Genomic DNA, 24650 nt, shown 5'->3' with positions numbered 1-24650 from the left:
CCTGGGGAAGCCCCCGTCAGGAGGAACGGGAAGATCGCTCACCGCGATCGGGATCACGCACCGCCATCGACCGCAGCGAGACTTGCCTGAGGCCAAGCACACCGAGCACGAAGAACAGCCAGACCGGGTCGCCGCGATGGAAGAAGAAGCTTTCGAGGAAAGCGTTCAGCGCCGTGAACAGCACCACCATCATGAAGAAGTCGCCGAGAAAGATGTTTTCCCTGCGCAGCGGGATGCGCATGTAGTCGCGCAGCGGCGCGATGAGGAAGGTGTAGACCGCCACGCACAGTGCCGGAATACCCATCAGCACGGCGATGTCGAGATAGCCGTCATGGCCGTGCACGATGGTTCTGATGTCCCAGGGCCGGTCGAAGGGCTGGTCCTGGTTGAGCAGCAGCGGCGTGCCCCAGAAGCTTTCATAGCCGTAGCCGGTCCATGGCTTCTTCGCCAACATGCTGCCGGCGAACTCCCACAGCGTCGTGCGGCCGGTATAGGTCATGTCGGGGAAATAGATCGCCGCCAGATGTTTTACCGGCGGCAGGAAGACGATGCCCAGCGTGCCGACCGCCGTGGCGATGATCGCCAGCGCAAACAGGATCGGCGTGCCGAGCCGCATGCCTATCAGGCTCGGGAACATCACGATCAGGATCGAGAACGGCACCAAGCCGGCTGTTGTCTTGGAGCCTGTGTGCAGCATGAAGATCATCGCTGCGACGAAGATCCCGGCGCCCCAGTACCGCTGCCCGCGCCGGTAGAGATACAGACCTGCGAAGCTGAGGCAGGCCATGATCGGGCCGGCGATGTTCTTATGGGTGAACACGCCGCGCCATAGGCCGGCATGTTCGGGCTCCTGCGAGTCGGCGGTGTGCATCGCTTCGTGCGGAAAGGCGATGAGGCCGAGATAGGAAAGGCCCATGACCACGACGGCGGTGAAGATGATGACCTTCGAGAAGGCCTCGGCGTCGCGCGGCAGCACCAGGATCGTCGCCATCGTCAAAATGCCGATCAGGGTGAAAGAGGCGGCGCGCATGGCCGAAGGCGGATCGGTCGCCAGGATCACCGACAGGAAAAAGAAGCCCAGCATCAGCATCCAGGACGGGCTGAGCAGCGAGCGCACCACGCGCGGATCGGCAAAGGCCATCAGCGAGAAGATCGATATGGCTCCAAGCGAACTGAAGCCAAGCTGGTTGACGATGTCGCCGCCTTGACCGGTGAGTTCGGCGCCGCCTGGCTGGAATGGCCGGAAGGACACCAGGATGACGGTGAACAGCAGCGCGGCAATGGCAGTCGCCACGCCTTCGCGCGTGAACGCGGCGCTGAGCGGTGCGCGCTCAGTTTTTCTCAGGCTGGCGGTATTGCTCATTGGCATATCCGAATTCGGCCAGCACGCGGCCCAGCGCCACGTGGACGGGGTAGATGGCGATAGCCGGCGATCCGGTCCGCGCCAGCCGGATCAGGCCGCGAAACGGCGAGGCGGCAAGCAGCGCCAGGCTCTTCAGCAAAACCTTGGCACCGGCCAGTGGCATGCCGGCGCGCTTCTTCTTTTCGACCAGTGTCGAGATCACACCGTTGCGCAAGCTGCGGGCACGAATCCAGTCGGCCTCGACACGCCGCGCCGGAACGGTTTCTTGCACCTTGGCCTCGGCGCACCAACCCAGCACAAAGCCCTTCTGCGCCGACCGGCTGAGAAAGTCGGAATCGCCGCCGCCCATGAAGTTGAATTTCAGATCGAGAAAGGGCGGACCCATGGCGATCAGCACGTTGCGCCCGACCAGAAGATTGCCGGACGAATAGAGCGCCGGCACGCGTCCGGTTTCCCGGTAAGGTGGTGCGAACACGGGATGCTCGGCCCATCTGGCATGGGCTGGGTCGGCAAACACGGGAACTTGCGGGCCGCCGACGATGTCGGCGCCGAGCGTCTCGGCCGCCGTGCACATCCGTTCCAGCCATTGCGGATCGGCGATCTCGTCATCGTCGATGACCAGCAGGTGCCTGAAGTTGGGGAATTGCAGGATCGCCGTCTGCCAGCCGGCATTGTAGGCGCTGCAATTGCCGCGCTCATGCGCGACGATGACCAGGCCAGGCATCTCGCCGCGCTCGAACAGCGGCAGTGCCGCCTTGGCGCCGGCCCGCGCCTCGGCTTCGTTTTCCATGACGATGACGGCAAAGCGCCTGCCGGTTTGCTGCGCGCGCAGCGACGCCAGCGTTTCCAGCACCTGTTCAGGCCGCTTGAAGGTCGGCAAGGTGACGATCGCTTCGATGGCCTCGACGTCAAGCCGCGCCGAGCGTCCAGCGATCGATACCGAACCGTCCGATGGCAAAGGGATCATCCGTGTCCAGCCACATGGTGAGTTGGGCTCTGGTAGCACCACGGTTGATAAGGTTTCGTTAATCACCTTGCGCGGAGAAGCCCGCCAGGCAGCGGCTTTCGGTCGCCGAATGTGCTGGCTTAATCAAGGGTTCACCGCACTTTGCTACCGGCTACACCACAGGATAGGTGAGATGCATCTGCTGTTCGCCACATCGATCGTGCCCGACGGCGCTCTCGCCTCGGGCTACGAGATCGCCAACGCCGCGATCATCGCCGCCTTGCGGCGCGCTGGCGCGCGCGTAACCGTCATTGGCTTCACCTGGCCGGGGAAACCCGCGGCCGATCCCGAAAACACCGTGGTGCTGGGTGCTATCGACGTGCGCACGGACAATGCCTCCACTCGGCAAAAGCTGGCCTGGGTCGGCAAGGCGCTGCTTTCGGGCCTCACCTTTGCGTCGGTCAAGTTGCGTGCGGTGTCCGACGGCGATGTACTTGCCGCTGTCGAGCGTGCTGGACCGTTTGACGGCTACGTGCTGAATTCCGTGCAGTTCGCAGGCGCCTTCGAAAAGCTGTTCACTGAGCGGCCGTCGATCTTCGTTGCCCACAATGTCGAGCATCTTTCGGCGCGGGAGAACGCCGCTGCCGCCGGCGGCCTGTTTCAGCGCTTATTATTCCGCCGCGAGGCGAGGTTGCTCAAGACCTTGGAAGAGCGTCTCTGTCGCCGGGCGCGCTTCGTCTTCACCCTGGCCGAAGAAGACCGCGCGGCACTCGGTGTCGCCTCGCACGATCGCTCGGCGGTGCTGCCACTGGTAGTCGGCGCTGATGCGCCAACTCCGAAAGGCCAGCGCCACATCGACTGCGATGCAGCACTGATCGGCACCTGGACCTGGCAGCCGAACCGCATCGGCCTCGACTGGTTTCTCGGCAAGGTCGTACCGCATCTACGATCCGGTTTCCGCATCCGCGTTGCCGGCAGCATGCCTTCCGGCGTCATTTCGAAGCATCCCGGTGTCGAATTTGTCGGCCGCGTGCCCGATGCGCAGGCCTTTGTGCGCAGTGCCGCCGTCATCCCGTTGATCAGCACCGCCGGCAGCGGCGTCCAGTTGAAGACCATCGAAACCTTCGAGCTCGGCCTGCCTTCGGTCGCCACCAGCCGTTCGCTGCGCGGCATCGACCATCGCCCGGCCAATTGCGTCGTCACCGACGATCCCGCAGCCTTCGCCAGGGCTCTCGAAGCCGCGGCGGCCGACATCCGCGACGTCGACGGCAGCGCATTCCGGCGTTCGCAGGTCAAGGCGCTCGACGTCGCCATCCGGCTCGGCCTCGAAAAGCTCGGACCTGTCAGGCAGGAGGCGTTTGCATGAACATGCATAACGCCCGGGCAGCGTCCGGGCTCGACACGTTGAAGACGATCCTTGGCATCCCGGTGGTTGCGATCCGCTGGAACGATGCCATCGTCCTGCTGAACCGCCTGATCGCCGAGCGGCGCTTCACCAAGGTCAGTTTCCTCAACGCCCACAACGCCAACATCGCCCATACCGATCCGGTCTTCGCCGAGGCGCTCGATGATTTCCTCATCCTGCCCGACGGCATTGGTGTCGATCTGGCAGCGAAACTTCTCTACGGCGCGCCGTTTCCGGACAATCTCAACGGCACCGATTTCGTCCCCGCCTTCCTGCAGGCCTCGACGACGCCGCTGACCGTCGGGCTGCTCGGTGCGACGCGCGTCAACGCCGAGGCGGCGTCGGTCAAGCTGGCGGCACTGGCCGTGCAGCACCGCTTCGTGGTCATCCATGACGGCTATTTCCCTGCTTCGCAGGAATCGGAAATCGTCGACAGGATCGCCGCGCTGCGGCCGGACGTGCTTCTGGTCGCCATGGGCGTGCCACGCCAGGAATTGTGGATCGCACGCCATATCGACGCGCGCCACTGCACGCTGCCGATCGCCGTCGGCGCGTTGCTCGACTTCCTGAGCGGCTCGGTGCCACGGGCACCCTTGTGGATGCGCCGGCTGCGGCTCGAATGGCTGTTTCGGTTGGCTGTCGAACCGGGTCGCCTTTGGCGCCGCTATGTGGTCGGCAATCCCCTGTTCCTGCTGCGCGTCGTCAGGCAGAAATTCTCGCGAACACCCGAAACGGCGAGGGACAGCCAGTGAACAGCAGGTTCGTTCCAGGCGCCGCTGTCGAACCGAGCCCGCTTCGGCGGACACCGACGGCGGCAATCGTGACAGCAAGCTACGCGCCCGATTTCGAGCGCTGCCGTCTGCTGTGCGAGACGCTTGATCGCCACGTTTCCGGCGCGGCGCACCACTACATCCTGGTCGAACATCGCGATGTCAGGCTGTTTCGCCAATTGGAGACCGGCCGCCGCAGCGTCGTCGATGAAAGGGAATTGCTGCCGCGCTGGCTACACGTCTTCGACGATCCGCTCAGCCTGTTTCGCCGGCGCGTCTGGCTCAGCCTGAAGACCCAGCCGCTGCGCGGCTGGCATGTGCAGCAGCTGCGCCGCATCGCGATATCAGCGCACGCATCCGAAGACGTGCTGATCTTCTGCGATTCCGACGTCGCCTTCCTAAAACCTTTCGACTGCGGCGCTTTCTGGCATGACGGCAAGGCGCGGCTGTTCCGTCGCGACGGTGTGCTGGCGAACGAAGGTCATGAAGAGCATCGCATCTGGTCGCGCAACGCCGGGTCGGCACTCGGTATCGACCCGTCCCGGACATCGATCCACGACTATATCTCGACACTGATCGCCTGGCGGCGCGACACCGTGCTGGCCATGTGCGGCCAGATCGAGAAGGTCCATGGCCGAAACTGGGTCGAGGTCGTCGGCTCGGCGCGCAAATTCTCCGAATGCATGATCTACGGCCGCTATGTCGACGATCTGCTGGAGGGCGCCGGCCACTTCCACGGCTCGGAGGAGTTCTGCCGTGTCCACTGGACCGGCGAAGCGCTGTCGGACGACGAGTTCCGCCACTTCGTTGCCGCCATGGCGCCGGAGCAGGTGGCGATCGGCATGCAATCCTTCATCGGCACCGATATCGGCCGCATCCGCCGTCTGATTGGGTTGAATGAAGCATGATCCCGAAAAGTGGGAACCGGTTTTCGGAAAAGATCATGCTCAAACAAGGAAGTCTTAGACGGGTTTGGCCGGCTTGCGCATCGCCGAATAGGTGAGCAGCGTCGAGGCGAGATACAAAAGCAGGAAGACGACGTTGAGCGACAGCACCAGGTTCGGCGTGTCGAGGATGGTCGTCAGCACATAGGTCAGCAACAGCGCCTTCAGCCCGGCGAGCAGGCCGAGATTGAGCGCCCGCACCAATGTCTGGCCGCGTGCGAACAAAAGCTCGGCCTGGTATTCGACCAGATTGCGCAGTCCCGGCACGCAGATCGCCAGCACGACCAGCGGGGCGGCCTCGGCGACATTCTTGCCGAGCGCATTGGGGAAGAAGTGCAGCACGATGCCAAGCGTCAGCAGCGCCAGCGTCGACACCGCGAACACGCCGCCTTCGATGCCGCTCTTGACCGCCAGCCGTGACAGCAATTCCGGCGCGCGCATCATGCGCTGCACCAGCATCATCGAGAAGGTGCGGATAGGAATGGCGGTCAGGTCGACCAGCCGCATGATGATGGCGTAGATACCGGCCAGATGCGGGCCGCCGATCGCCAGGACCAGCAGCTTGTCGAACTCCATCTGCAGATAGAACAGCACTTCGGCGCCGGCGACATAGATGGAATCGGCCAATCGCCTGAGATAAAGCTCGATGCGCAGCCGCAGACGCTGGCGTGGATAGAAGAAGCCGAACGCAATCAGCAGCGAGGCGGCGTTGGCGCCGATATAGAACCACGACCATATCCAGACGCTGTGTTGCGCCCAGAACATGAACAGCACCGCGCCAAGCGCCCGCAGCGCCGTCGCCAGGATGGCCAGCAAGGCGGCGCGGCCGAACTTGCCCAGACCGTTGTTGACGATCAGCGCCACCTCCACCGGCCGCCACAGCAGCGCTTCGGCAAAGACGATTGCGGCAAACACCGACAGCGGCACGGTGTCGGCGAAGAAAAATCAGATAGACGCCGAACGAGGCCGCCGCCAGCAGCGGCAGCGACAGCACGCCGAGCAGCAGGAAGCCGGCGGTGAAGGTGCCGATCAGATTGGGGCGGATGGTGGCGGTGCGGTAGAGTGCCGAGATGAAACCGAAGGCGAGGATGCGCGACAGCATGACGCCGGCCGCCGATGCGGTGGCGAACATGCCGAATTCGGAGATAGACAGCGTGTTGGCCAGGGCGATGAAATAGGCGAGTGAAAACACCAGTCGCCCACCGGCGCCGCTGATCGCCGAGAAATAGTCGCGAAGCAGCCCCCGTCGTTCGGCCAAAAAGCTGCCGATCCGGGCGAGGGGCCGCCTTTGCGGTATGTCACTGGCCTGCGTCATGTCTCTCATGGAGAGCCTAGGCCGGAAAACTTAACGTGCCGTTCTGAGGCTTAAGGTTGTGTCGAAAATAGATGCAACCGAAGAGGGAAACCGCAGCTTCGGCGCGGGAAAATTAACCTTTTGTTTTCCATGCCTGTTTAGCGTGGCTTAACGAATGGCCAATCGCCGTTCGCAGGTCGCCAAGGGTAAAGTTCCAGACGATGGTCGACAGGGAAAACCGCGAAGACTGGAAGCGCGAGCGCTCGTTGCTGGCGCTTGGCCAGGCTGTGCGCGGCGACGACCCCGACGCGTCCCTGGTCTCGATCGGGGACCGGGCAGACCCGTCATGGCGCGAGGATGCCGCCACGCGCCATCGCCTTGCCCGTTCACGGCGCGAAACGCGGACGAACCCGAAGCTGTCGGATCCTGTCGCAACAGACGGGTATCAGGCTGGCTATGAACCCGCTTTGTCAGCGCAGATGCCGTCCGAACGCGGTCCATCCGCCGACGGTTTTTCGGCAACCGGATCGGCATCATCAGGCAGCACGCAAACCACGTCGCGGACACAGTCTGTTGCTGCCGGTACCTATCGCCCCTCCGAACGTTACCATTCAGGCGAGGCGTCGGCATCGCACAACGACGGCGCCGACAGCCAGCAATGGAAGCCGCTGATCGATCCGATGCAGGTCGTCCGTGGTGTCGGCAAGTCGAAGCTGCTGATCGTGACGACGACGATACTGGGTGCCGCGCTTGGCATTGCCATCGCGCTCTCGACGCCGAAGAAATATGAGGCCACCACCGAACTGATCGTCGACCCGCGCGACCTGAAGCTGACCGATCGCGACCTCACCCAGTCGGTCGTCGCTTCGGACGCCACGCTGGCCATCGTCGAAAACCAGGTCCGGGTGCTGACGTCAGGCACTGTTCTCAACAAAGTCGTCGACAAGCTCAATCTCGTCAACGACCCGGAATTCAATGGGCAAGGCAGCGGCGGCCTCAGCGTCATGTCGCTCATCCGCTCCATCCTGTCTCGCAATGACGGGCCGGGGGGTGTCGACGACACCCGCCGCCGTGCGCTGGCTGTCGGCAATCTGGCCGAGAGCCTCTCGGTCGAGCGCGGCGGCAAGACCTTCGTCATCACCGTCAGCGCCACCACGCAAAATGGCGAGAAGTCGGCTCTGATCGCCAACACGATGACGGACGTCTTCCTGCAGACCTTCGGCCAGATCCAGTCGGACACCGCCGGCCGCGCCACCGACGAACTGACGGCAAGGCTGGACGAGTTGCGCAAGGGCGTCGAGGCGGCCGAGCGCAAGGTCGAGGATTTCAGGGCCTCGCACGACCTTGTCGACGCGCAGGGCCACCTCATCAGCGACGATGAGATGCTGAAGCTCAACGAGCAGCTGTCGGTTGCGCGCGCCCGCACACTGGAGCTGAATGCCCGGGCGGCTTCGGCGCGTTCGGTCGACGTCAACTCGGTTCTCACCGGCACCTTGCCGGAGGAGATCAACTCCAACACGATGAGCGATCTGCGTTCGCAATATGCGTCGCTCAGGCAGGAGGCTGACCGCGCCGCCATCCGGTTCGGCCCGCGTCACCCAGAACTCCAGGCGCTCAATGCCCAGATTGCCGGCGCGCGCGACCGCATTGCCGCGGAGTTGCGCCGCATCGGCTCCTCGCTGCAGGTCGACCTCAAGCGCGCCGTCCAGCTCGAACAGGATCTCGCTTCTCGTCTGGCGCAGCTGAAGGTCCGCAGCGGCGACGTCAACGGCGATCTGGTGTCGATGCGCGAACTGGAGCGCGAGGCTACCGCCAAGCGGTCCGTCTACGAACAATACCTGCTGCGTGCCAAGGAGACCGGCGAGCAGAAGGACATCAACACCGCCAACATCAATGTGATCTCGAAGGCCTTCGCCCCGCTCGAGCCGAACGGGCCGTCGCGGGTCGTGGTGGCGCTTGCCGGCCTGTTGCTGGGCTTTGCCTCCGGCATTGGCCTCGGCGCCATGCGGGGCGCCTATGAGAGCCTGCGCGACACCGCCAATTCGCGATCGCGCCGCGACCGCAACATGGACGAACGCCGGACGCCCTACGAGGATAAGGCATATCGAGCAGCGTCCCCGCCTGCGCCGCAGCCACCAGCGCCGCAAGCGTCGGCACCACCGCCTGCGCCTCTACCGCCGGCGGCACCACCTGCGCCGCCATCGCCGGTTGCACCACCGCCTGTCCGGCAGGCCGAGATCGCGCCGGAAGAAGGTCCCGGCCGGATCAGTGCGCTGCTGTCGAGGCTGCACAAGTCCGTATCCCGCAAGCCGTCCCCGGACGAGCACTTCGATACCGAATGGGTCTCTGCTGAAAACGGGAAGCCAACGCAGGATCCGGCGTACCCCGCTTTTCCCCAGTCGGCGCCGGCCTTTGCGCCCCGGCAGCAAGTTGTGGCAGCCTACCCGCCGCCGCTTTTCCAGCCGGGCGTCCAGGCCCCATATGTGCAGCAGATGGCGCAGCCGCCATTGCCGCCTCACATTGTGCCGCAGCGACCATATTCGGGCCCGCAACTCTATCCCTACGCGCAGCCATTGGGCTACACGCAGCAGTCTGGCCATCCCTATCCGCAGCCCATTCCGGCCCCCAATGCCGGACAGCAGCCCTATCCGCCTCAGCCTGCTTCCGAGTCTTATCCGCAGCCGCCCATCCCGCCGCAGCAGGCGCCTCAGCGATCGGTGGAGCCGCCGCAGGACGTCGAGCAGCAGACGCCAATCGAGGAAATCCGCGCCAGCCTGCGCGAATTCCGCGAAGCGGTCCGCGAACTCACCGAGAGCCGCGCGCGCCGCAGGTATTTCTGAGCCACAAAATTCTTCGCGGTGCCGTACAAAAACATGCCGGTTTCGCGTAAACGGCATAGGAAGGCGCTTTGGCGGGATTGCGTGTTGGAATTTTCGTGAAAATGCCACGCTGTGAAAGATCGAAAAGCGCGTCGCTTCCAGAAGCGACGCGCTTGGGCATTTTGGTGTTGAGGGTGGTCCATGGCCGAAGTGATTGATGGCAAGAGCGTTGCCGAAGACGTGGTGCGGACGGTCAAGACCCTGACGGCCGAGCTGGTTGCCAAAGGCAACGCCAAGCCCGGTCTTGCCGTGGTCATCGTCGGCGAGGATCCGGCCAGCCAGGTCTATGTCGCTTCCAAATCGCGCACTGCCAAGGAATGCGGCTTTCATTCCGTCCAGCACACGCTGCCGGCCGAAACCTCCGAACAGGCATTGCTGAAGATCATCGGCGACCTCAACGCCGATCCGGCCATCAACGGCATCCTGGTGCAGCTTCCGCTGCCGGCCCATATCGACGCCGGCAAGATCATCCAGACCATCGCGCCGGAAAAGGATGTCGACGGCTTCCATTTCATCAATGTAGGCAAGCTCGGCACCGGCGAACTCGAGACAGCCTTCGTGCCTTGCACGCCCGCCGGCTCGATGCTTTTGATCGAGCGGGTACGCGGCAAGGACCTGTCCGGCCTCAATGCCGTCGTCGTCGGCCGCTCCAACATCGTCGGCAAGCCGATGGCCAACCTCCTGCTTGCCGCCAACTGTACCGTCACCATCGCCCACAGCCGCACCAGGGATCTGCCGGCACTGGCCCGCACCGCCGACATTCTCGTCGCGGCGGTCGGCCGGCCGGAGATGATAAGGGGCGATTGGGTGAAGCCTGGCGCCACCGTCATCGATGTCGGCATCAACCGCATTCCGGCGCCGGAGAAGGGCGAGGGCAAATCCCGCCTCGTCGGCGATGTCGCCTATGCCGAAGCGGCCAAGGCCGCCGGGGCCATCACGCCGGTGCCCGGCGGTGTCGGCCCGATGACCATTGCCATGCTGATGGCCAATACGTTAGCCTCCGCCTACCTTGCGGCCGGATTGAAACGGCCGTCCTTCTGACCCGCCAGAAAGCCGCAGCTTTGCCGAACCCCAGTGTTCCCTCAGAACGGCCGGTCATGACGGACCCCGTTCAAGGCGGCCGGCAGTTCGCTTTCCTGCTGGTCGACAAGTTCTCCATGTTCTCGCTGGCCGCAGCGATAGACACGTTCCGGTCGGCAAACCGGTTGCTCGGCCGCGACTTCTATGGCTGGACCACGGTGTCGGCCGACGGCGATCCGGTGATGGCCTCCAATGGCCTGCCGCTCAAGATCGACTACGCCGTTGCCGACCTGCCGCCGGTCGATATCCTCTTCGTCTCGGTCGGGCTGACGACGGAATTTCCAGGCAAGAGCAAGGTGCTGGCAGCACTGCGCAGCTGGGGCAGGCGTGGCAATGCGCTCGGTGCCTTGTCGGTCGGCTCCTACCTGCTGGCCGAGGCCGGCCAGCTCGAGGGCTATCGCTGCACCATCCATTGGGAAAACCGCGCCGGCTTCGTCGAGCGCTTCCCCGACATCAATTGCACGGGCAACGTCTTCGAGATCGATCGCAAGCGTTACACCTGTGCCGGCGGCACCACCTCGATCGACCTGATGCTGGAGATCGTGCGCGGCGATTTCGGCTCGAACCTCGCCAATGGCGTCGCCAACCAGTTCCAGCACGAACGCATCCGCTCGGCGGGAGACCGCCAGCGTGTCGGGCCGGAACGCGACCTGACCGGCAAGTCGGAGAAGCTCAGGCGCATCGTCGAACTGATGGCCGACCATCTCGACGAGCCGCTGTCGGCCGTGCAACTGGCCAAATCCGCCGGCCTGTCGGTGCGCCAGGTCGAGCGCCTGTTCCTGCGCCATCTCAGCGTCACGCCCGGCCGTTATTACATGCGGTTGCGGCTGGAGCGGGCGCGCGAATTGCTGCGCCAGACCAACATGCCGATCCTCGATGTGGCGATCGCGACCGGCTTCACCTCGCATTCCTACTTCGCTCAGAGCTACCGGCTGCAATTCGGCAGGCCGCCCTCGGAAGAGCGCCGCACGACCTACTGAGCGGATTTTTGCTTCCGCCGAAAAGTTTGGCATTCGGCTCCCTCACAGCCGTGCCCGGACTTGTGTCCTGACGCCGTGTCAAATAGCTTTCCCGCCCGGATCAGGGGCGGATTTGAGGAGATATCGATGGCGGGATTTGCACGGAGCGTCGCTGCGGCGATCCTCCTTTTGTCGATGACGACATTCGGCTTTGCCGCAAACAAGGTCATCATCATTCTCGATGCCTCGGGCTCGATGTGGGCGCAGATCGACGGCAAGCCCAAGCTCGAAATCGCCCGTGAATCGCTGAGGTCAGTGCTTCAATCGGTCCCCGCCGACGATGAGATCGGCTTCATGGCCTATGGCCATCGCGAAAAGGGCAGCTGCGACGACATCCAGTTGATCGTGCCGCCACAGGCGGGTTCGGCCAGCGCCATTTCGGCCGCCGCCGACAGCCTGAAATTCCTCGGCAAGACGCCGCTGACGGCGGCCGTCAAGCAGGCGGCCGAAGCGTTGAAATACACAGAGGACAAGGCGACCGTCGTGCTTATCACCGACGGGCTCGAAACATGCGGCGGCGACCCTTGCGCGCTTGGCAAGGAGCTTGAGGCATCCGGCGTCGACTTCACCGCCGATGTCGTCGGCTTCGGCCTTACCGCCGATGAGGGCAAGCAGATTGCCTGCCTCGCCGACAACACCGGCGGCAAATACATCCAGGCCTCCGACGAGAAGGCGTTGCAAGAGGCGCTTGTCGAGACCGTGGCGGCGCCAGCTCCTGAACCGGCACCCGCACCCGCCCCGGCGCCTGCGCCAGCCAAACCGGAATTCAATTTCCAGCCGACGGTGGTGATGGCCGAAGGTGGCGAGCCGATCACCGACGGCAATGCCTGGGAGATCTACAAGGCGAACGCCGACGGCTCGCGTGGCGATTCCGTCACCACCGAATATGGCACCTACAACGGCAATCTCGAGCCGGGCGACTATGTGGTCGTGGCGCGCGATGACGAGGCCAAGGTGGAGCAGAAATTCAAGATCGAGGCCGGCCAGGTCTACAAGCCGCTCTTCACCTTGAATGCAGGCACCATCCTCATTCATCCGCGGCCAAGCCAGGGCGCCGACATCAGCGACGCGGCCAGCCTCAATTTCGCTTATCCGGGCGGCAGCACCACCCACTATGGCGACACCAAGGTCATCGTGCCGGCGGGCGAACAGAAGGTCACGGTCCAGATCGGCACCGGCAGCGTCACCGAAACCATCCAGCTCGTCGCCGGGCAGAAGATCGAGAAGGACGTCATCGTCGGCGTTGGCCATGTCGTGCTCAACGCCTTCTATATCGCCGGCGGTGACAAGGTCGACAATTCCGGCCTCGGTTTCGAGATCGTCAAGGCGAAGAAGAAAATCGACGGCACGCATGACAGTGTCGAGCATTCCTACGGGCCGGACAGCAAGTTCTGGCTGCCACCGGACGACTATGTCGCGGTCACCACGCTTGATCTTGCGGTTGTCGAGCAGCCGTTCAGCGTCAAGGTTGGCGATACCATGGACATCAAGGTGCCGCTCGATGCCGGTGTTCTGGCCATGTCGGCCCCCGGCGCCTATTCGATCGAGATCCTATCACCGAAAAAGGACATAGAGGGCAAGCGCAAGGCGCTTGGCCTGAGCTATGGCGACAGCTGGCAGCAGACCGTTCCGGCCGGCGACTATGTGGTTGTCCGGCATATGTCCGATGCAGGCCATGACAAGGAAATGCCGGTGACGGTCAAGGCCGGCGAACGGAGTGAGATCACCGTTACGCCGTGACTGCCGTTTGACCGGCAGCAAAAAAGGGCGGCCACGAGCCGCCCTTTTTTCATGGACAGGATGGAGATTGCGTCAAGCCGTGCCGAAGGCGCTGGCGCCATGATCGGCGCGGCCGACCAATTGCCGGAAGCCGGCGAACAGCTCGCGGCCAAAACCGAATTCATTGCCGATGAGATCGGCTTCCGCCGTACGGCGCAGTGCGAATTCCGGGGCCGGCACAAACACTTCCAGCGTGCCTGCATCGGCGTCCAGCCGGATGATGTCGCCCTCATGGATCCTGGCGATAGGTCCGTCCTCGACCGCTTCCGGCGTCACGTGGATCGCTGCCGGCACTTTGCCGGAAGCACCCGACATGCGCCCGTCGGTGACCAGCGCCACGCGCTGGCCGCGATCCTGCAGGATGCCGAGCACGGTGGTCAGCTTGTGCAGTTCCGGCATGCCATTGGCCTTCGGTCCCTGGAAGCGGATGACGGCGATGAAATCCCCGGTCAGCGTGCCGGCCTTGAACGCTTCATTCAGCCCTTGCTGGCTGTCGAAGACCTTGGCCGGCGCCTCGATGATGCGCCGCTCCGGCTTCACGGCGGAAGTCTTGATGACGGCGTGGCCGAGATTGCCCGACAGCACTTTTAGGCCGCCTGTCGCCTGGAATGCCTTGTTGAAAGGCGCCAGCACCTTCTCGTCGCCGCTCGTCCGCGGCGAGGCTTCGCGCACGACGCTGCCGTCGGCGCCAAGCTTTGCTTCGACCGCATAGGGCCGCAGGCCTTCGCCCCAGACCGTCTGCACATCTTCATGCAGGATGCCTTCGTCGAGCAGCTCGCGGATCAGGAAGCCGAGCCCGCCGGCGGCGTGGAAATGGTTCACGTCGGCGAGACCGTTCGGATAGACCCGCGCCAGCAGCGGCACCGCTTCCGAAAGGTCGGAAATATCCTGCCAGGTGATGGCGATGCCGGCCGCCGCCGCCATGGCGATCAGGTGGATGGTGTGATTGGTCGAACCGCCGGTGGCGTGCAGGCCGACGACGCCGTTGACGATCGAGCGCTCGTCGATCATCCGGCCGACAGGCGTGTAGGCATTGCCGAGCGCGGTGATCGCCAGCGCCCGCTTGGTCGCCTCGCGGGTCAGCGCTTCGCGCAGCGGTGTGCCGGGATTGACGAAGGAAGCGCCCGGCGTGTGCAGACCCATGATCTCCATCAGCATCTGGTTGGAATTCGCCGTGCCGTAGAAGGTGCAGGTGCCCGGTCCATGGTAGGACTTGGACTCGGCCTCCAGCAGTTCGGCGCGACCTGCCTTGCCCTCGGCATAGAGCTGGCGGACCTTGGCTTTTTCGTCATTGGGCAGGCCGGTCGTCATCGGCCCGGCCGGAATGAACACCGCCGGCAGATGGCCGAAGGTGAGGGCGGCGATGACCAGCCCGGGCACGATCTTGTCGCAGACGCCGAGATAGACGGCAGCGTCGAACATGTTGTGCGACAGGCCGATCGCGGCGGCCATGGCGATGACGTCGCGCGAAAACAGCGACAGCTCCATGCCGGGCTGGCCTTGCGTGACGCCGTCGCACATTGCCGGCACGCCGCCGGCCACCTGGGCTATGCCGCCAGCTTCGCGTGCCGCGTCCTTGATCAGCGCCGGAAAGGTCTCGAACGGCTGATGCGCCGACAGCATGTCGTTGTAGGAGGTGATGATGCCGAGGTTCGGCACCTTGTCCGCACCCAGCGCCAGCTTTTCCGAGGGGCTGCACACCGCAAAGCCATGGGCGAGGTTGCCGCACGACAGCACGGCCCGGTTGGCTGTGCGGTTCGATGCCTCGGCGATGCGGCCGAGATAACGCTCGCGGCCCGGCTTTGAACGCTGGCGGATGCGCTCGGTGATGGCTTCGATGTCGCGTCTGGCGGTCATGGCGTCGGTCCTTTCAGGCGAGGTCCCGCAACACGATCCGGCTGTCCGCCGGGACCCTCAGCACGTTCAAATCAGGGAGCCCAGAAAACCTCTACGGGCTTGTGTGCGGCGTCGAGCACAGCGCGGATTGGCTTTCGCGGTCCAGGTGCCACCGCGCTGTCGAAGGCGGTGCGCTTGTCCTCGCCTTCGATGTGCAGCGCGATGAAGCCGGCATCGACGATGCGCGCCAGCGACAGGGTCAGCCGCGGCTCGCCAGCGCTTGCCGCATGAACCGGCAGCACGATCCTGTCGGAGGACGGGTCGAGCAATCTTGCCAGGTCATCGGCATCGGGAAAGAAAGAAGCGGTGTGGCCGTCCGGCCCCATGCCGAGCACGACGACATCGAGCGGCCACGGCAGTGACTGCAGCGCCGCATTGTCGGAGGAAGCCGCATCCTCGATGCTGGTGGCTTCGTGATAGAGCGGCACGAAGCGCGCCGCCTTGGCCGCGTTCTGCAAGAGATTGGCGGCCACCAGGCCGGCGTTGGAACGCGGCGAGGAGGCTGGCACGAAACGCTCGTCGACCAGCGTCACGATCACCTTGTCCCAGGCGATGGGGATCGCCGAAAGGGCGGCGAAGAATTTTGCCGGCGTGGTGCCACCGGAGACGGCGAGCAGCCCTGTGCCGCGCTCGGCGATTGCCTTGGTCAGGCGGCCAGCGACATGACCGGCAAGGGCCGCCGCCAGTTCCTGGCGCCCGGCGAAGCCGTTCCAGTCATAGGCGGCGCCGTTCAATTGCTCTCGTGCCATGTCCGCCCGTCGCGTTCGATCAGCGCTATCGAGGCCGAGGGGCCCCAGGTGCCTGCCGTATAGCCCTGCGCTTCCTGTCTGGCGCTTTCCCAGGCGTTCTGGATCGGGTCGATCCATTTCCACGCCGCCTCGACTTCGTCGCGGCGCATGAACAGGGTCTGGTTGCCACGGATGACATCCATGATCAGCCGCTCATAGGCATCTGGCGCGCGGCCGTCGAAGGACTGCGCGAAGCTCATGTCGAGCGAGATCTGGCGCAGCCGCATGCCGCCCGGGCCTGGGTCCTTGATCATGATGAACTGCTTGACGCCTTCGTCGGGCTGCAGCCGGATGACCAGCTGGTTGGCGAAGATCGGTCCGGCGCTGTCGCCGAAGATCGAATGCGGGATCGGCTTGAATTCGATGACGATTTCCGAAACCCGGGTCGCCAGCCGCTTGCCGGTCCTGAGGTAGAACGGAACGCCCGCCCAGCGCCAGGTGCCGATCTCGGCCTTGATGGCGACGAAGGTCTCGGTGTTGCTGTCGTGGGCAAGCTCCTCGACATAGCCCTTTACAGCTCCGCTGGCCGAGGCGCCTGCGCGGTACTGGCCGCGCACGGTGTGCTTCGGCGCCTCGTTGCCGTTGATGCGCTTCAGCGCCCGCAGCACCTTCAGCTTCTCGTCGCGCACCGCGTCGGCGTCCATCGACGACGGCGCTTCCATGGCGACGAGGCACAAGAGCTGCAGTATATGGTTCTGCACCATGTCGCGCAGCGCGCCGGCCTTGTCGTAATAGGTGACGCGGTCTTCCAGCCCCACGGTCTCGGCCACGGTGATCTGCACATGGTCGATATGGGCGGAGTTCCACAGCGGCTCGTAGAGTGCGTTGGCAAAGCGCAGCGCCATCAGGTTCTGCACCGTCTCCTTGCCGAGATAGTGGTCGATGCGGAAGATCTGGCTTTCGTGGAAATCGTCCCCGACCAGGTCGTTGAGTGCTCGCGCCGAGGCAAGGTCGCGGCCGATCGGCTTCTCCAGCACGATGCGCGAGTTCGGCGTGATCAGATTGTGCTCTTTCAGCTTGTGCGAGATATCGCCGAACAGCGCCGGCGCCACCGCCAGGTAGAAGGCGCGGATGCGGTCGCTGTCGCCGATCGCCTTCTTCAATTTGTCGAATCCGGCCCCGCTTGTCGCGTCGGCCGAGACATAAGAGAGGCGCGCCAGGAAGGTCTTCAGTTCCTTTGCGTCGATATCGGCCGGTTTGACGTGCTCGGAGATCGCCTGCTTGGCGAAGGCCTGGAATTCCTCATCGCTCATCTTCGAGCGTGACGTGCCGATGATGCGCGTCGGCTCGGAGAATTGATGGTCGCGCTGGCGGTAGTAGAGCGACGGCAGAAGCTTGCGCTCCGACAGATCGCCGGTGCCGCCGAAAATGATGAAGTCGAAAGGGTCGACGGGGATGATCTGGCTGGTCATGGTCTGTCCGCTTTGACGCCGGTCGCTGTGACGCGGCTGATATAATCTAATCGATTTAAATTTTCCAGTGCCATGGTGTCACATCTGGGTGTATGCGCCTGCCCCTTGACAGTCCGATGAGCTGGAGGCTTGTCGACAGGCGCGGCTCCGGAAGCCTTCGCAGTTGCAGCATAGAGCGGGATCGAGGCGAAAGCCAAAGGAGAAATCGGCGATGGCCGCACATCTTTCGACCAATCCGGTCAGAAGCCGTGGCTTTGCGCGGATGAGCGCCATTGGCGCGCCGGTTGACCGTCACCAATCATGAGCGGGAAAAGCATGCGTCTGGAAAACAAGGTTGCCGTCATCACCGGTGCCGCGTCGGGCTTTGGCGAGGGCATCGCCAGGCGCTTTGCGCAGGAGGGCGCCAGGGTCGTTGTCGCCGATCTCAATGCCAAGGGCGCGGAGCGCGTCGCCGGCGAAATCGGTGAAGCGGCGATCTGGACCCAGACGGATGTTTCGCTGCGCTCCGAATTCGACGAGATGGTCTATGCGGCCAAAAGCGCCTTCGGACGCATCGACATCATGGTCAACAATGCCGGTTACACCCATCGCAACGGCGACATGCTCAATGTCGACGAGGAAACCTTCGACCTGATCACCGCAGTCAACATGAAGGCGATCTATCACGCAGCACGCGCCGTGGTGCCGATCATGGAGCGGCAGGGCGGCGGCGTCATCCTGACCACGGCCTCCACCGCAGGTCTGCGGCCGCGACCGGGTCTCACCTGGTACAATGCCTCGAAAGGCTGGGCGATCACCGCCACCAAGTCGATGGCGGTGGAACTGGCGCCGAAGAACATCCGCGTCAACTGCCTCTGCCCTGTTGCTGGCGAGACTGGCATGCTGGAGAAATTCATGGGCGCCGATACGCCCGAAATCCGCGAGAAGTTCCGGGCATCGATCCCGCTCGGGCGGCTTTCGACGCCGCTCGACATCGCCAACGCAGCGCTCTGGCTGGCCTCGGACGAAGCCGCCTTCATCACCGGTGTGGCGCTGGAGGTCGATGGCGGCCGCTGTATATGAAAGCCTGGTCTATGTCGCCCAAAAGTGCGCAGCGGTTTTGGGCAACGACATGCGCTAAAACAGCAGGCGCGCTCGCGCAGCCAGCGTTTCGACGACAGGTTGCGGTGGCTGTCAGGCGCCGGTCTTGATGTAGCTCTTGTAGATCCAGCCGGTCTTGCCGTTATAGGTGATCTGGCACCATTGCTTGCAGCTCATCACCTGCACCGAGGTTCTGGCCGGCACCGTGCCGATGGCGGCGGCATTTTTCTTCGGACCGCTCCGCATGGTCACGGCCCTCAGGATACGCCCCGTTCCGGCGGCTGCGACCTTCCTGGGCTTCGCCTTGGCCTGGCTGCCGTCACCTTCCGCCGCCGCGGGCTGCTGCTCCGGCACTTGCGGCTGCACTGCGGGGATGGCGGCGGTTTGTGCGCCATCGGGATGGCTGCCCGCCGCTGCGGTGGGCGCGGCAACCTTGGCAAGTTCAGTGCTGGCATCTGTATCGGCTGCCGGCTGTGCGAACGCCGCCACCGGCTTGTCCGGCGCCTGTTCAGCCTGGTTCGCCGCCTGGCTGGGAGCAGGCGCGTCGGAAGCGGATGCGGCCTTCGACTGCGAACCGGTCCAACGAGGATCATTGGCTGCGAGCGCCTGTACGTTGGCTTGCGCGGCGGCCACGCTCGGTGAAACCGCGTCGGACTTGCGCGCCTGCGGCACGGTCGCCGCCGCGACTGCGGCCCCCACCGGGGCGATTTTCGTCGTTTTCACTGGAATGGTCGGAATGGTTTGCTCGGGGCTTGCTGCCGCCTGCCTGTCATTGGCCGGCAATGCCAGCCACAACGCCACCGCGGCGACGCCAAGCAGTGCGGCGGTGCCGATCGCAGCGATCACCAGATGCGAGTTCGAACGGACTTCCTGCCAGAACGACGGGCGCATGTCGTATCCGAACTGCATAGCAAAGCGCCGACGTTCCGGCGTACCGAAACTGAAGGGCTCTCTCACTCTCGCCACCTCCATAAGCGGGCCGATGTTCTTTCGATCGAATGCCAAGAACCTGGCGCCAGATCTGCATCGGTCCCAAGAAACCAAAGCGGGCAAGCCCGCAGAATTCCCCGTCAGTCGCCCACAATCGGCATCTCTTGCCGCTGATTGTGGCATCACTACGCCTTCCCCGCGATTCTGCACCTTTGCCGGAGATTCTGCAATGTGCCGCTACGGCAACAAATATTACAGCAATATTACAGGAATTCAGAGCGATCCTGTCCAGCCTGAGGCAGGATCATAAAAGTGGCATCAGGCTTTCGCCATGCCAAACGAGAGATCAGACTTCAGCCGACAGATGGAACCAGTCCTGATTCCATGGAGACGGAACAGGCTCTAAATCCTGTCCCGCAGCGCAAACCAGTTGAGCGCCAGGAACAGCAGCGGCGTGCGGAAGCGCCGGCCGCCGGGGAACGGCGGGATTTTCAAATCCTCGATCAGCTTCAGCCGGTCGCGGTTGCCGGCAACGGTTTCGGCATAGAGCTTGCCGAAGAAGTTCGACAGCATGACGCCGTGGCCGGAATAGCCGCCGGCCGAGATCACATTGGGCATCACTTCGCGCACGAACGGTTTTCTCGGCACCGTGATGCCGACATAGCCGCCCCAGCCATGCGTGATCTCGACATCCCTGAGCGCCGGATAGAGTTCGGCGATCTGGCGGCGGATGTGGATGTGGATATCCTTCGGATCGTTGACGCCATAAACCTCGCGTCCGCCAAACAGCAGCCGCCCGTCCTTCGATCTGCGGAAATAGCGCACGACGAAGCGGGAATCGTCGACCGCTTCGCCGCCCGGCAGCACGTCTGAGTCCGCCCCCAGAGGAACGGTTGCGCCGATGAACGAACCGATCGGCATGATGTGCGCCGCACTCACCGGCTCGAGCGTGCCGCCATAGGCATTGACCGCGATCAGGCATTTCTGCGCCGTCACCGTGCCTTTCGGTGTCGAAACCTTGACCTTGCCGCCACTGGAAACGATGCCGGTCGACGGGGTTCCCTCGAACAGCTGGGCGCCGGCCAGCGCTGCCACCCGCGCCGTGCCGATCACCAGCTTCATCGGGTGGATGTGGCCAGTGCCGGTGTCGCGCGTCCCGCCGAAATAGGCGGTCGAGCCCAGCCGCTCCGCCGTCTCCCTGGCATCCATGAACGAGATATGCGGGTAGGAAAAACGGCTCGCCATGGTTTCGGCATGCGCCTTGTAGTCGTCGACGTAGCGCGGCTTGTGCGCCACCGAGAGCTGGCCCGGCATATAGTCGATATCGATCTGGTTGGCGGCAGTGAATTCGAGGAGGTGCGTCTTCGCCTCCTCGGCGAGATCGAACAGCGCCTTGGCGCGGGTGAAGCCATACTCGGCTTCCAGGTCCTCGACCCAGGCACGCTGGCCGGTGCCAAGTTGGCCGCCATTGCGCCCGGAGGCGCCATCACCAAAGCGATACGCCTCGATCAAAACGACATTGGCGCCCGCCTTGGCCAGATGCGCTGCCGCCGACAGACCGGTAAAGCCGCCGCCAATGATGACGACATCGCACGTGCGGTCGCCATCCAGCGCCGGGTATTCCGGCCGTACGCCGGCCGTGTCCTCATACCAGGAACGGCCGGGAGAGATCGGGGATTGGTAGGGCATGATGCTCACAGGGGAGTAGGGGAGTAGGGGAATAGGGGAATAGGGGAATAGGGGAATAGGGGAATAGGTAAGCTAGTCGGCGGCAAGTTTACGGATGAGAAGTCGAAGAAGCTTTCCCACACTTTCAGTACTCGCCAACAATGAGGCGATCGTCGCTTTCGGCGCGATGCCGGTGCGTTCAGCAATTAGAAGCTGAGTTTCCAGTTCCTTCAGCGATCCTTGAGCTATACGGAGAAACTGCAAATAGGAGCCTCGAATTTCTCTGCCATACCCCTCCGCTATGTTTGCCGGCACCGAGCTTGCGGCGCGTCGCACTTGGCTGGTCAGTCCATAAAGTTCTTCCTTTGGCCAGGATTTCGTTGCGCCGTAAACAGCCACTGCAAGGTCCATCGCCTGTTGCCAAACCAGCAAGTCCTTGTAGGAGCCTGTTTTTTTCGGCCATTCGTTCCTACTCCCCTACTCCCCTACTGCCTTACACATTCAGCAACAAATACTCCCGCTCCCACGGGCTGATCACTTCCATGAAGGTCTCGAATTCCGCCCGTTTGATCGCCGCATAGGTCGCGGCGAAGGACTTACCCAGATGCGCGCAGAGTTCCTCGTCGCCCTCGAACAGGTCGACGGCTTCGAGCAGGCCACGCGGCAGGTCGATCTCGTCGGCGTTGGCCGTGGTCAGCACCGGAGGCTCGGCCTTGATCTTGTTGGTGATGCCGATCAGCCCGCAGGCAAGCGATGCCGCCAGCGCCAGATAGGGGTTGGCATCGGAGGACGGGATGCGGTTTTCGACGCGCCGTGCCGCCGGATCCGAGCGTGGCACACGAAACGCCGTGGTGCGGTTGTCATAGCCCCATTTGTTGTTGACCGGCGCCGACGCCGCCTGCGTCAGCCGGCGGTAGGAATTGACATAGGGCGCGAACATCACCAGCGCGTTCGGCACATGCTTCTGCATGCCGCCGATGAAGTGGAAAAAATCGTCGGTTTCCGAGCCGTCGGCGGCTGAAAAGATGTTTTGTCCAGTCTTCTTGTCGATGATCGACTGATGGATATGCATGGCGGAGCCGGGCTGCCCCTGGATCGGCTTGGCCATGAAGGTGGCGTAGATCTCGTGCTTCAGCGCCGCCTCGCGAATGGTGCGCTTGAACATGAACACCTGGTCGGCCAGTTCGATCGGGTCGCCGTGGCGCAGATTGATCTCCAGCTGGCCGGCGCCTTCCTCGTGGATCAGTGTATCGATCTCCAGGCCCTGGCTTTCGGAGAAATGGTAGATGTCATCGATCAGTTCGTCGAATTCGTTGACGCCGGCGATCGAATAGCCGGCGCCGCCGCCGATCGCGCGCCCCGAACGGCCGACTGGCGGGGTCAGCGGATAGTCCGGGTCGGGATTCTTGCGCACCAGGTAGAACTCGATCTCGGGCGCCACCACCGGCTTCAGGCCGAGTCTGTCATAAGCAGCCACCACACGCTTCAGCACGTTGCGCGGTGTGAACTCGACCGAGCGGCCATCCTGGTGGACAAGGTCGCAGATGACCGCGGCCGTCGGGTCTTCTTCCCAGGGCACCACTGTCAGCGTCGACAGGTCCGGCATCAGCTTGAGGTCGCCGTCGTCTTCCGGGTAATGGAAGCCGTTGCCATCCTCGGGGTAGCCGCCGGAAATCGTCGTCATGAAGACAGCCGATGGCAGTGCCAGCGAGGTGTTGGAGGTGAATTTCTTCGATGGCATCATCTTGCCACGCGCGACGCCGGCCTGATCGGGCGTGATGCACTCGATGTCCTCGATGCCGCGCCACTCCAGCCAGGCGCTGACTTCCTTCCAGTTCTTGACGCCCCGTTGGTTTTTCACGAAGGCAGGCGTGCGGGCACGTCCTCCGCGGCTCGACGGACGGACTTCCTTTTTTGCAGGCGGCATCATTCACCAGATTGGGTTGCGGATTGTGGAGTATAGCCGTGCCCTCCTATGGAAGGGAAGGGGAGCGGCGCCGGGCATTGGCTGACGCGGTTGAAAATCACGCCAATCGGCTTAGTTTCCCCATTCCCAATGCCAATCGAGACGTCCAATGCGGCACAACGGCAAACTGACGACGATCGGCTTCGATGCCGACGACACGCTGTGGCAGAACGAGCAGTTCTTCCGCCTGACGGAGAAGCGCTTTGCCGCCATGCTCGCCGATCATGGCGAAGCGGAGCACATCTCGGCACGATTGCTGGAGGCCGAAAGGCGCAACCTCGCCGTCTATGGCTTCGGCATCAAAGGATTTACCCTGTCGATGATCGAAACGGCGATCGAGGTCACGCAAGGCCGCGTACCGGCTTCGGTCATATCGGAGATTCTCGATGCCGGCCGCGAGATGCTGAGCCATCCGATCGAGGCCTTGCCGCACGCGCGCGAAACTGTCGAAAAGCTTGCCGGCGCATTCCGCCTTGTGCTGATCACCAAGGGCGACCTCTTTGACCAGGAGCGCAAGCTGGCTGGGTCAGGCCTGGGCGATCTGTTCGATGCGGTCGAGATCGTCAGCGACAAGAATGCCGCCACCTATAGCAGGCTCTTCAACCGCCACGGCGATGGTCCTGCGAAAAGCATGATGGTCGGCAACTCGCTGAAGTCGGACGTGGTGCCGGCCATCGAGGCCGGCGGTTGGGGTGTCCATGTGCCGCATGAACTGACCTGGGTGCTGGAGCATGTCGAAGCGCCGGCTGCCGAACCGCGGTTCCACCAGATATCCGATCTCGGACAACTGCCGGGACTGGTTGAAAGCATCATCAATCCGGGCTGATCGCCGGAACTTACCTATTTTTGCGCAATTCCGGACGGAAAAACCGTTACACAGTTTTCCTGCAGTCGCTCTAGCGGCCGATCAGGCGATCGATCACCGGTTGCAGCCGTTCGGGCGTGATCGGCTTGGCGACCACCACGTCGATGATGTCGGACAGGCCCAGGCTTTCCGTCGTGCCATTCTTGGTTGAAAGCAGGATTACCGGTGGCTGCGATTTGCCCGAGACCCGCCGCAACGCGGCGATGCTGGACATCAGGTTGTCGCAGTCCTTGTTGTCGGCGCCGCCGTCAAGGACAACCGCACCGGGAATGAGGGACCGCAAGATCCTTGCCGCCGTGTCGGGAGATTCCGAAATCGGCTTGAGCCCGGATCGCTCGACGATCTTTGAAATCACCACGCGATTGATCGGCGATCTGCCGACGACAAGCACCTGCGACGGATCACGGATCGTCTCGGTGCTTGTGTCGCGGGTCACCAGATTCGGATGTCTTGGAGTCTCGCCTTCGCGATTCACTGGGCACACAAGTCGGCCAAGAAGCTCGTCCCTATTTCAATGCAGAGTTGAATCTCAGGCGCAATTGGCGTGAGATCGCTACCCATGTCAA

19 protein-coding genes and 1 pseudogene are annotated in these 24650 nt (G+C 63.4%); 9 read left to right on the top strand and 11 right to left on the bottom strand.

Features of this window, described 5'->3' with window-relative positions; all coding sequences use genetic code 11:
• Positions 1-16: 16 nt before the first annotated feature.
• Both HB777_24435 and HB777_24430 read right to left on the bottom strand, forming a co-directional pair.
• Positions 17-1363, bottom strand: a complete 1347-nt coding sequence (locus HB777_24435; GenBank protein ID QND66744.1) for an O-antigen ligase family protein — start codon at positions 1361-1363, stop codon at positions 17-19.
• A complete protein-coding gene (locus HB777_24430; protein ID QND66743.1) occupies positions 1332-2330 on the bottom strand; it encodes a glycosyltransferase family 2 protein in 999 nt (332 codons plus the stop codon). The genes HB777_24435 and HB777_24430 overlap by 32 nt, the downstream gene beginning before the upstream one ends.
• A gap of 172 nt (positions 2331-2502) precedes the next feature.
• On the opposite strand from HB777_24430, the gene HB777_24425 reads away from it, so the two are divergent.
• The 3 genes from HB777_24425 to HB777_24415 are packed head-to-tail and all read left to right on the top strand — an operon-like array spanning position 2503 to position 5392.
• Positions 2503-3675 carry a glycosyltransferase gene (locus tag HB777_24425; protein QND66742.1) on the top strand — a complete coding sequence of 391 codons (1173 nt, stop codon included), beginning with the start codon at positions 2503-2505 and terminating at the stop codon, positions 3673-3675.
• Complete coding sequence (locus HB777_24420) at positions 3672-4466, top strand: WecB/TagA/CpsF family glycosyltransferase (GenBank protein QND66741.1); 795 nt, start codon at positions 3672-3674, stop codon at positions 4464-4466. Before HB777_24425 ends, HB777_24420 begins: the two co-directional genes overlap by 4 nt.
• Positions 4463-5392: a hypothetical protein gene (locus HB777_24415; protein QND66740.1), complete on the top strand. Its 930-nt coding sequence runs from the start codon at positions 4463-4465 to the stop codon at positions 5390-5392. The genes HB777_24420 and HB777_24415 overlap by 4 nt, the downstream gene beginning before the upstream one ends.
• 54 nt (positions 5393-5446) lie before the next feature.
• On the opposite strand, the pseudogene HB777_24410 reads toward HB777_24415, so the two are convergent.
• A pseudogene (locus tag HB777_24410) lies at positions 5447-6743 on the bottom strand (lipopolysaccharide biosynthesis protein).
• Positions 6744-6943: 200 nt separating this feature from the next.
• Between HB777_24410 and HB777_24405 the strand changes: the two are divergent.
• The 4 genes from HB777_24405 to HB777_24390 all read left to right on the top strand — a co-directional run bounded on the left by HB777_24405 (position 6944) and on the right by HB777_24390 (position 13440).
• Positions 6944-9562: a succinoglycan biosynthesis protein exop gene (locus HB777_24405; GenBank protein QND66739.1), complete on the top strand. Its 2619-nt coding sequence runs from the start codon at positions 6944-6946 to the stop codon at positions 9560-9562.
• Positions 9563-9742: 180 nt separating this feature from the next.
• Positions 9743-10642 (top strand): bifunctional methylenetetrahydrofolate dehydrogenase/methenyltetrahydrofolate cyclohydrolase FolD, encoded by a 900-nt coding sequence (gene folD / locus HB777_24400; protein QND66738.1) that lies wholly within the window; start codon positions 9743-9745, stop codon positions 10640-10642.
• Positions 10643-10662: 20 nt separating this feature from the next.
• The gene (locus HB777_24395) at positions 10663-11661 is read left to right on the top strand and encodes a GlxA family transcriptional regulator (protein QND66737.1); all 999 of its coding nucleotides are present in this window, start codon (positions 10663-10665) and stop codon (positions 11659-11661) included.
• 126 nt (positions 11662-11787) lie between these two features.
• A complete protein-coding gene (locus HB777_24390) occupies positions 11788-13440 on the top strand; it encodes a VWA domain-containing protein (protein QND66736.1) in 1653 nt (550 codons plus the stop codon).
• Positions 13441-13512: 72 nt separating this feature from the next.
• Here the strand turns inward: HB777_24390 and HB777_24385 are convergent, their stop codons facing one another.
• The 3 genes from HB777_24385 to zwf all read right to left on the bottom strand — a co-directional run bounded on the left by HB777_24385 (position 13513) and on the right by zwf (position 17575).
• Positions 13513-15336, bottom strand: a complete 1824-nt coding sequence (locus HB777_24385; GenBank protein QND66735.1) for a phosphogluconate dehydratase — start codon at positions 15334-15336, stop codon at positions 13513-13515.
• A gap of 71 nt (positions 15337-15407) precedes the next feature.
• Complete coding sequence (gene pgl, locus HB777_24380) at positions 15408-16124, bottom strand: 6-phosphogluconolactonase (protein QND66734.1); 717 nt, start codon at positions 16122-16124, stop codon at positions 15408-15410.
• Positions 16106-17575, bottom strand: coding sequence for a glucose-6-phosphate dehydrogenase (zwf, locus tag HB777_24375; GenBank protein QND66733.1), 1470 nt, complete (start codon positions 17573-17575; stop codon positions 16106-16108). Before zwf ends, pgl begins: the two co-directional genes overlap by 19 nt.
• Before the next feature lie 315 nt (positions 17576-17890).
• Here zwf and HB777_24370 point away from each other — a divergent pair, with 315 nt between their 5' ends.
• Positions 17891-18637 carry an SDR family oxidoreductase gene (locus HB777_24370; protein ID QND66732.1) on the top strand — a complete coding sequence of 249 codons (747 nt, stop codon included), beginning with the start codon at positions 17891-17893 and terminating at the stop codon, positions 18635-18637.
• A 111-nt stretch (positions 18638-18748) separates the two neighbouring features.
• Here HB777_24370 and HB777_24365 read toward each other — a convergent pair whose 3' ends face one another.
• From HB777_24365 to HB777_24350, 4 genes are all read right to left on the bottom strand, one after another.
• Positions 18749-19612, bottom strand: coding sequence for an SH3 domain-containing protein (locus tag HB777_24365; protein QND66731.1), 864 nt, complete (start codon positions 19610-19612; stop codon positions 18749-18751).
• 375 nt (positions 19613-19987) lie between these two features.
• Positions 19988-21274, bottom strand: a complete 1287-nt coding sequence (locus HB777_24360) for an FAD-binding oxidoreductase (protein QND66730.1) — start codon at positions 21272-21274, stop codon at positions 19988-19990.
• A 72-nt stretch (positions 21275-21346) separates the two neighbouring features.
• Positions 21347-21664 carry a four helix bundle protein gene (locus HB777_24355; GenBank protein ID QND66729.1) on the bottom strand — a complete coding sequence of 106 codons (318 nt, stop codon included), beginning with the start codon at positions 21662-21664 and terminating at the stop codon, positions 21347-21349.
• A gap of 82 nt (positions 21665-21746) precedes the next feature.
• Complete coding sequence (locus HB777_24350; GenBank protein QND66728.1) at positions 21747-23183, bottom strand: glutamine synthetase; 1437 nt, start codon at positions 23181-23183, stop codon at positions 21747-21749.
• Positions 23184-23328: 145 nt separating this feature from the next.
• On the opposite strand from HB777_24350, the gene HB777_24345 reads away from it, so the two are divergent.
• Positions 23329-24045, top strand: a complete 717-nt coding sequence (locus HB777_24345; protein ID QND66727.1) for an HAD family hydrolase — start codon at positions 23329-23331, stop codon at positions 24043-24045.
• A gap of 70 nt (positions 24046-24115) precedes the next feature.
• Here HB777_24345 and HB777_24340 read toward each other — a convergent pair whose 3' ends face one another.
• A complete protein-coding gene (locus tag HB777_24340) occupies positions 24116-24568 on the bottom strand; it encodes a response regulator (protein QND66726.1) in 453 nt (150 codons plus the stop codon).
• Between the last annotated feature and the right edge of the window lie 82 nt (positions 24569-24650).

This window comes from Mesorhizobium loti, from assembly GCA_014189435.1.
GTDB classification, from domain to species: domain Bacteria; phylum Pseudomonadota; class Alphaproteobacteria; order Rhizobiales; family Rhizobiaceae; genus Mesorhizobium; species Mesorhizobium loti_G.
Note: the sequence above shows the minus strand (reverse complement) of the source record. Positions and strands in the feature narration are given on the sequence as shown.

Coding starts and splice junctions, on each gene's coding strand:
- HB777_24435 (QND66744.1), bottom strand. CDS start 1,363: ATGAGCAATACCGCCAGCCTGAGAAAAACTGAGCGCGCACCGCTCAGC.
- HB777_24430 (QND66743.1), bottom strand. CDS start 2,330: ATGATCCCTTTGCCATCGGACGGTTCGGTATCGATCGCTGGACGCTCG.
- HB777_24425 (QND66742.1), top strand. CDS start 2,503: ATGCATCTGCTGTTCGCCACATCGATCGTGCCCGACGGCGCTCTCGCC.
- HB777_24420 (QND66741.1), top strand. CDS start 3,672: ATGAACATGCATAACGCCCGGGCAGCGTCCGGGCTCGACACGTTGAAG.
- HB777_24405 (QND66739.1), top strand. CDS start 6,944: ATGGTCGACAGGGAAAACCGCGAAGACTGGAAGCGCGAGCGCTCGTTG.
- folD (QND66738.1), top strand. CDS start 9,743: ATGGCCGAAGTGATTGATGGCAAGAGCGTTGCCGAAGACGTGGTGCGG.
- HB777_24390 (QND66736.1), top strand. CDS start 11,788: ATGGCGGGATTTGCACGGAGCGTCGCTGCGGCGATCCTCCTTTTGTCG.
- HB777_24385 (QND66735.1), bottom strand. CDS start 15,336: ATGACCGCCAGACGCGACATCGAAGCCATCACCGAGCGCATCCGCCAG.
- pgl (QND66734.1), bottom strand. CDS start 16,124: ATGGCACGAGAGCAATTGAACGGCGCCGCCTATGACTGGAACGGCTTC.
- zwf (QND66733.1), bottom strand. CDS start 17,575: ATGACCAGCCAGATCATCCCCGTCGACCCTTTCGACTTCATCATTTTC.
- HB777_24370 (QND66732.1), top strand. CDS start 17,891: ATGCGTCTGGAAAACAAGGTTGCCGTCATCACCGGTGCCGCGTCGGGC.
- HB777_24360 (QND66730.1), bottom strand. CDS start 21,274: ATGCCCTACCAATCCCCGATCTCTCCCGGCCGTTCCTGGTATGAGGAC.
- HB777_24355 (QND66729.1), bottom strand. CDS start 21,664: ATGGACCTTGCAGTGGCTGTTTACGGCGCAACGAAATCCTGGCCAAAG.
- HB777_24350 (QND66728.1), bottom strand. CDS start 23,183: ATGATGCCGCCTGCAAAAAAGGAAGTCCGTCCGTCGAGCCGCGGAGGA.
- HB777_24345 (QND66727.1), top strand. CDS start 23,329: ATGCGGCACAACGGCAAACTGACGACGATCGGCTTCGATGCCGACGAC.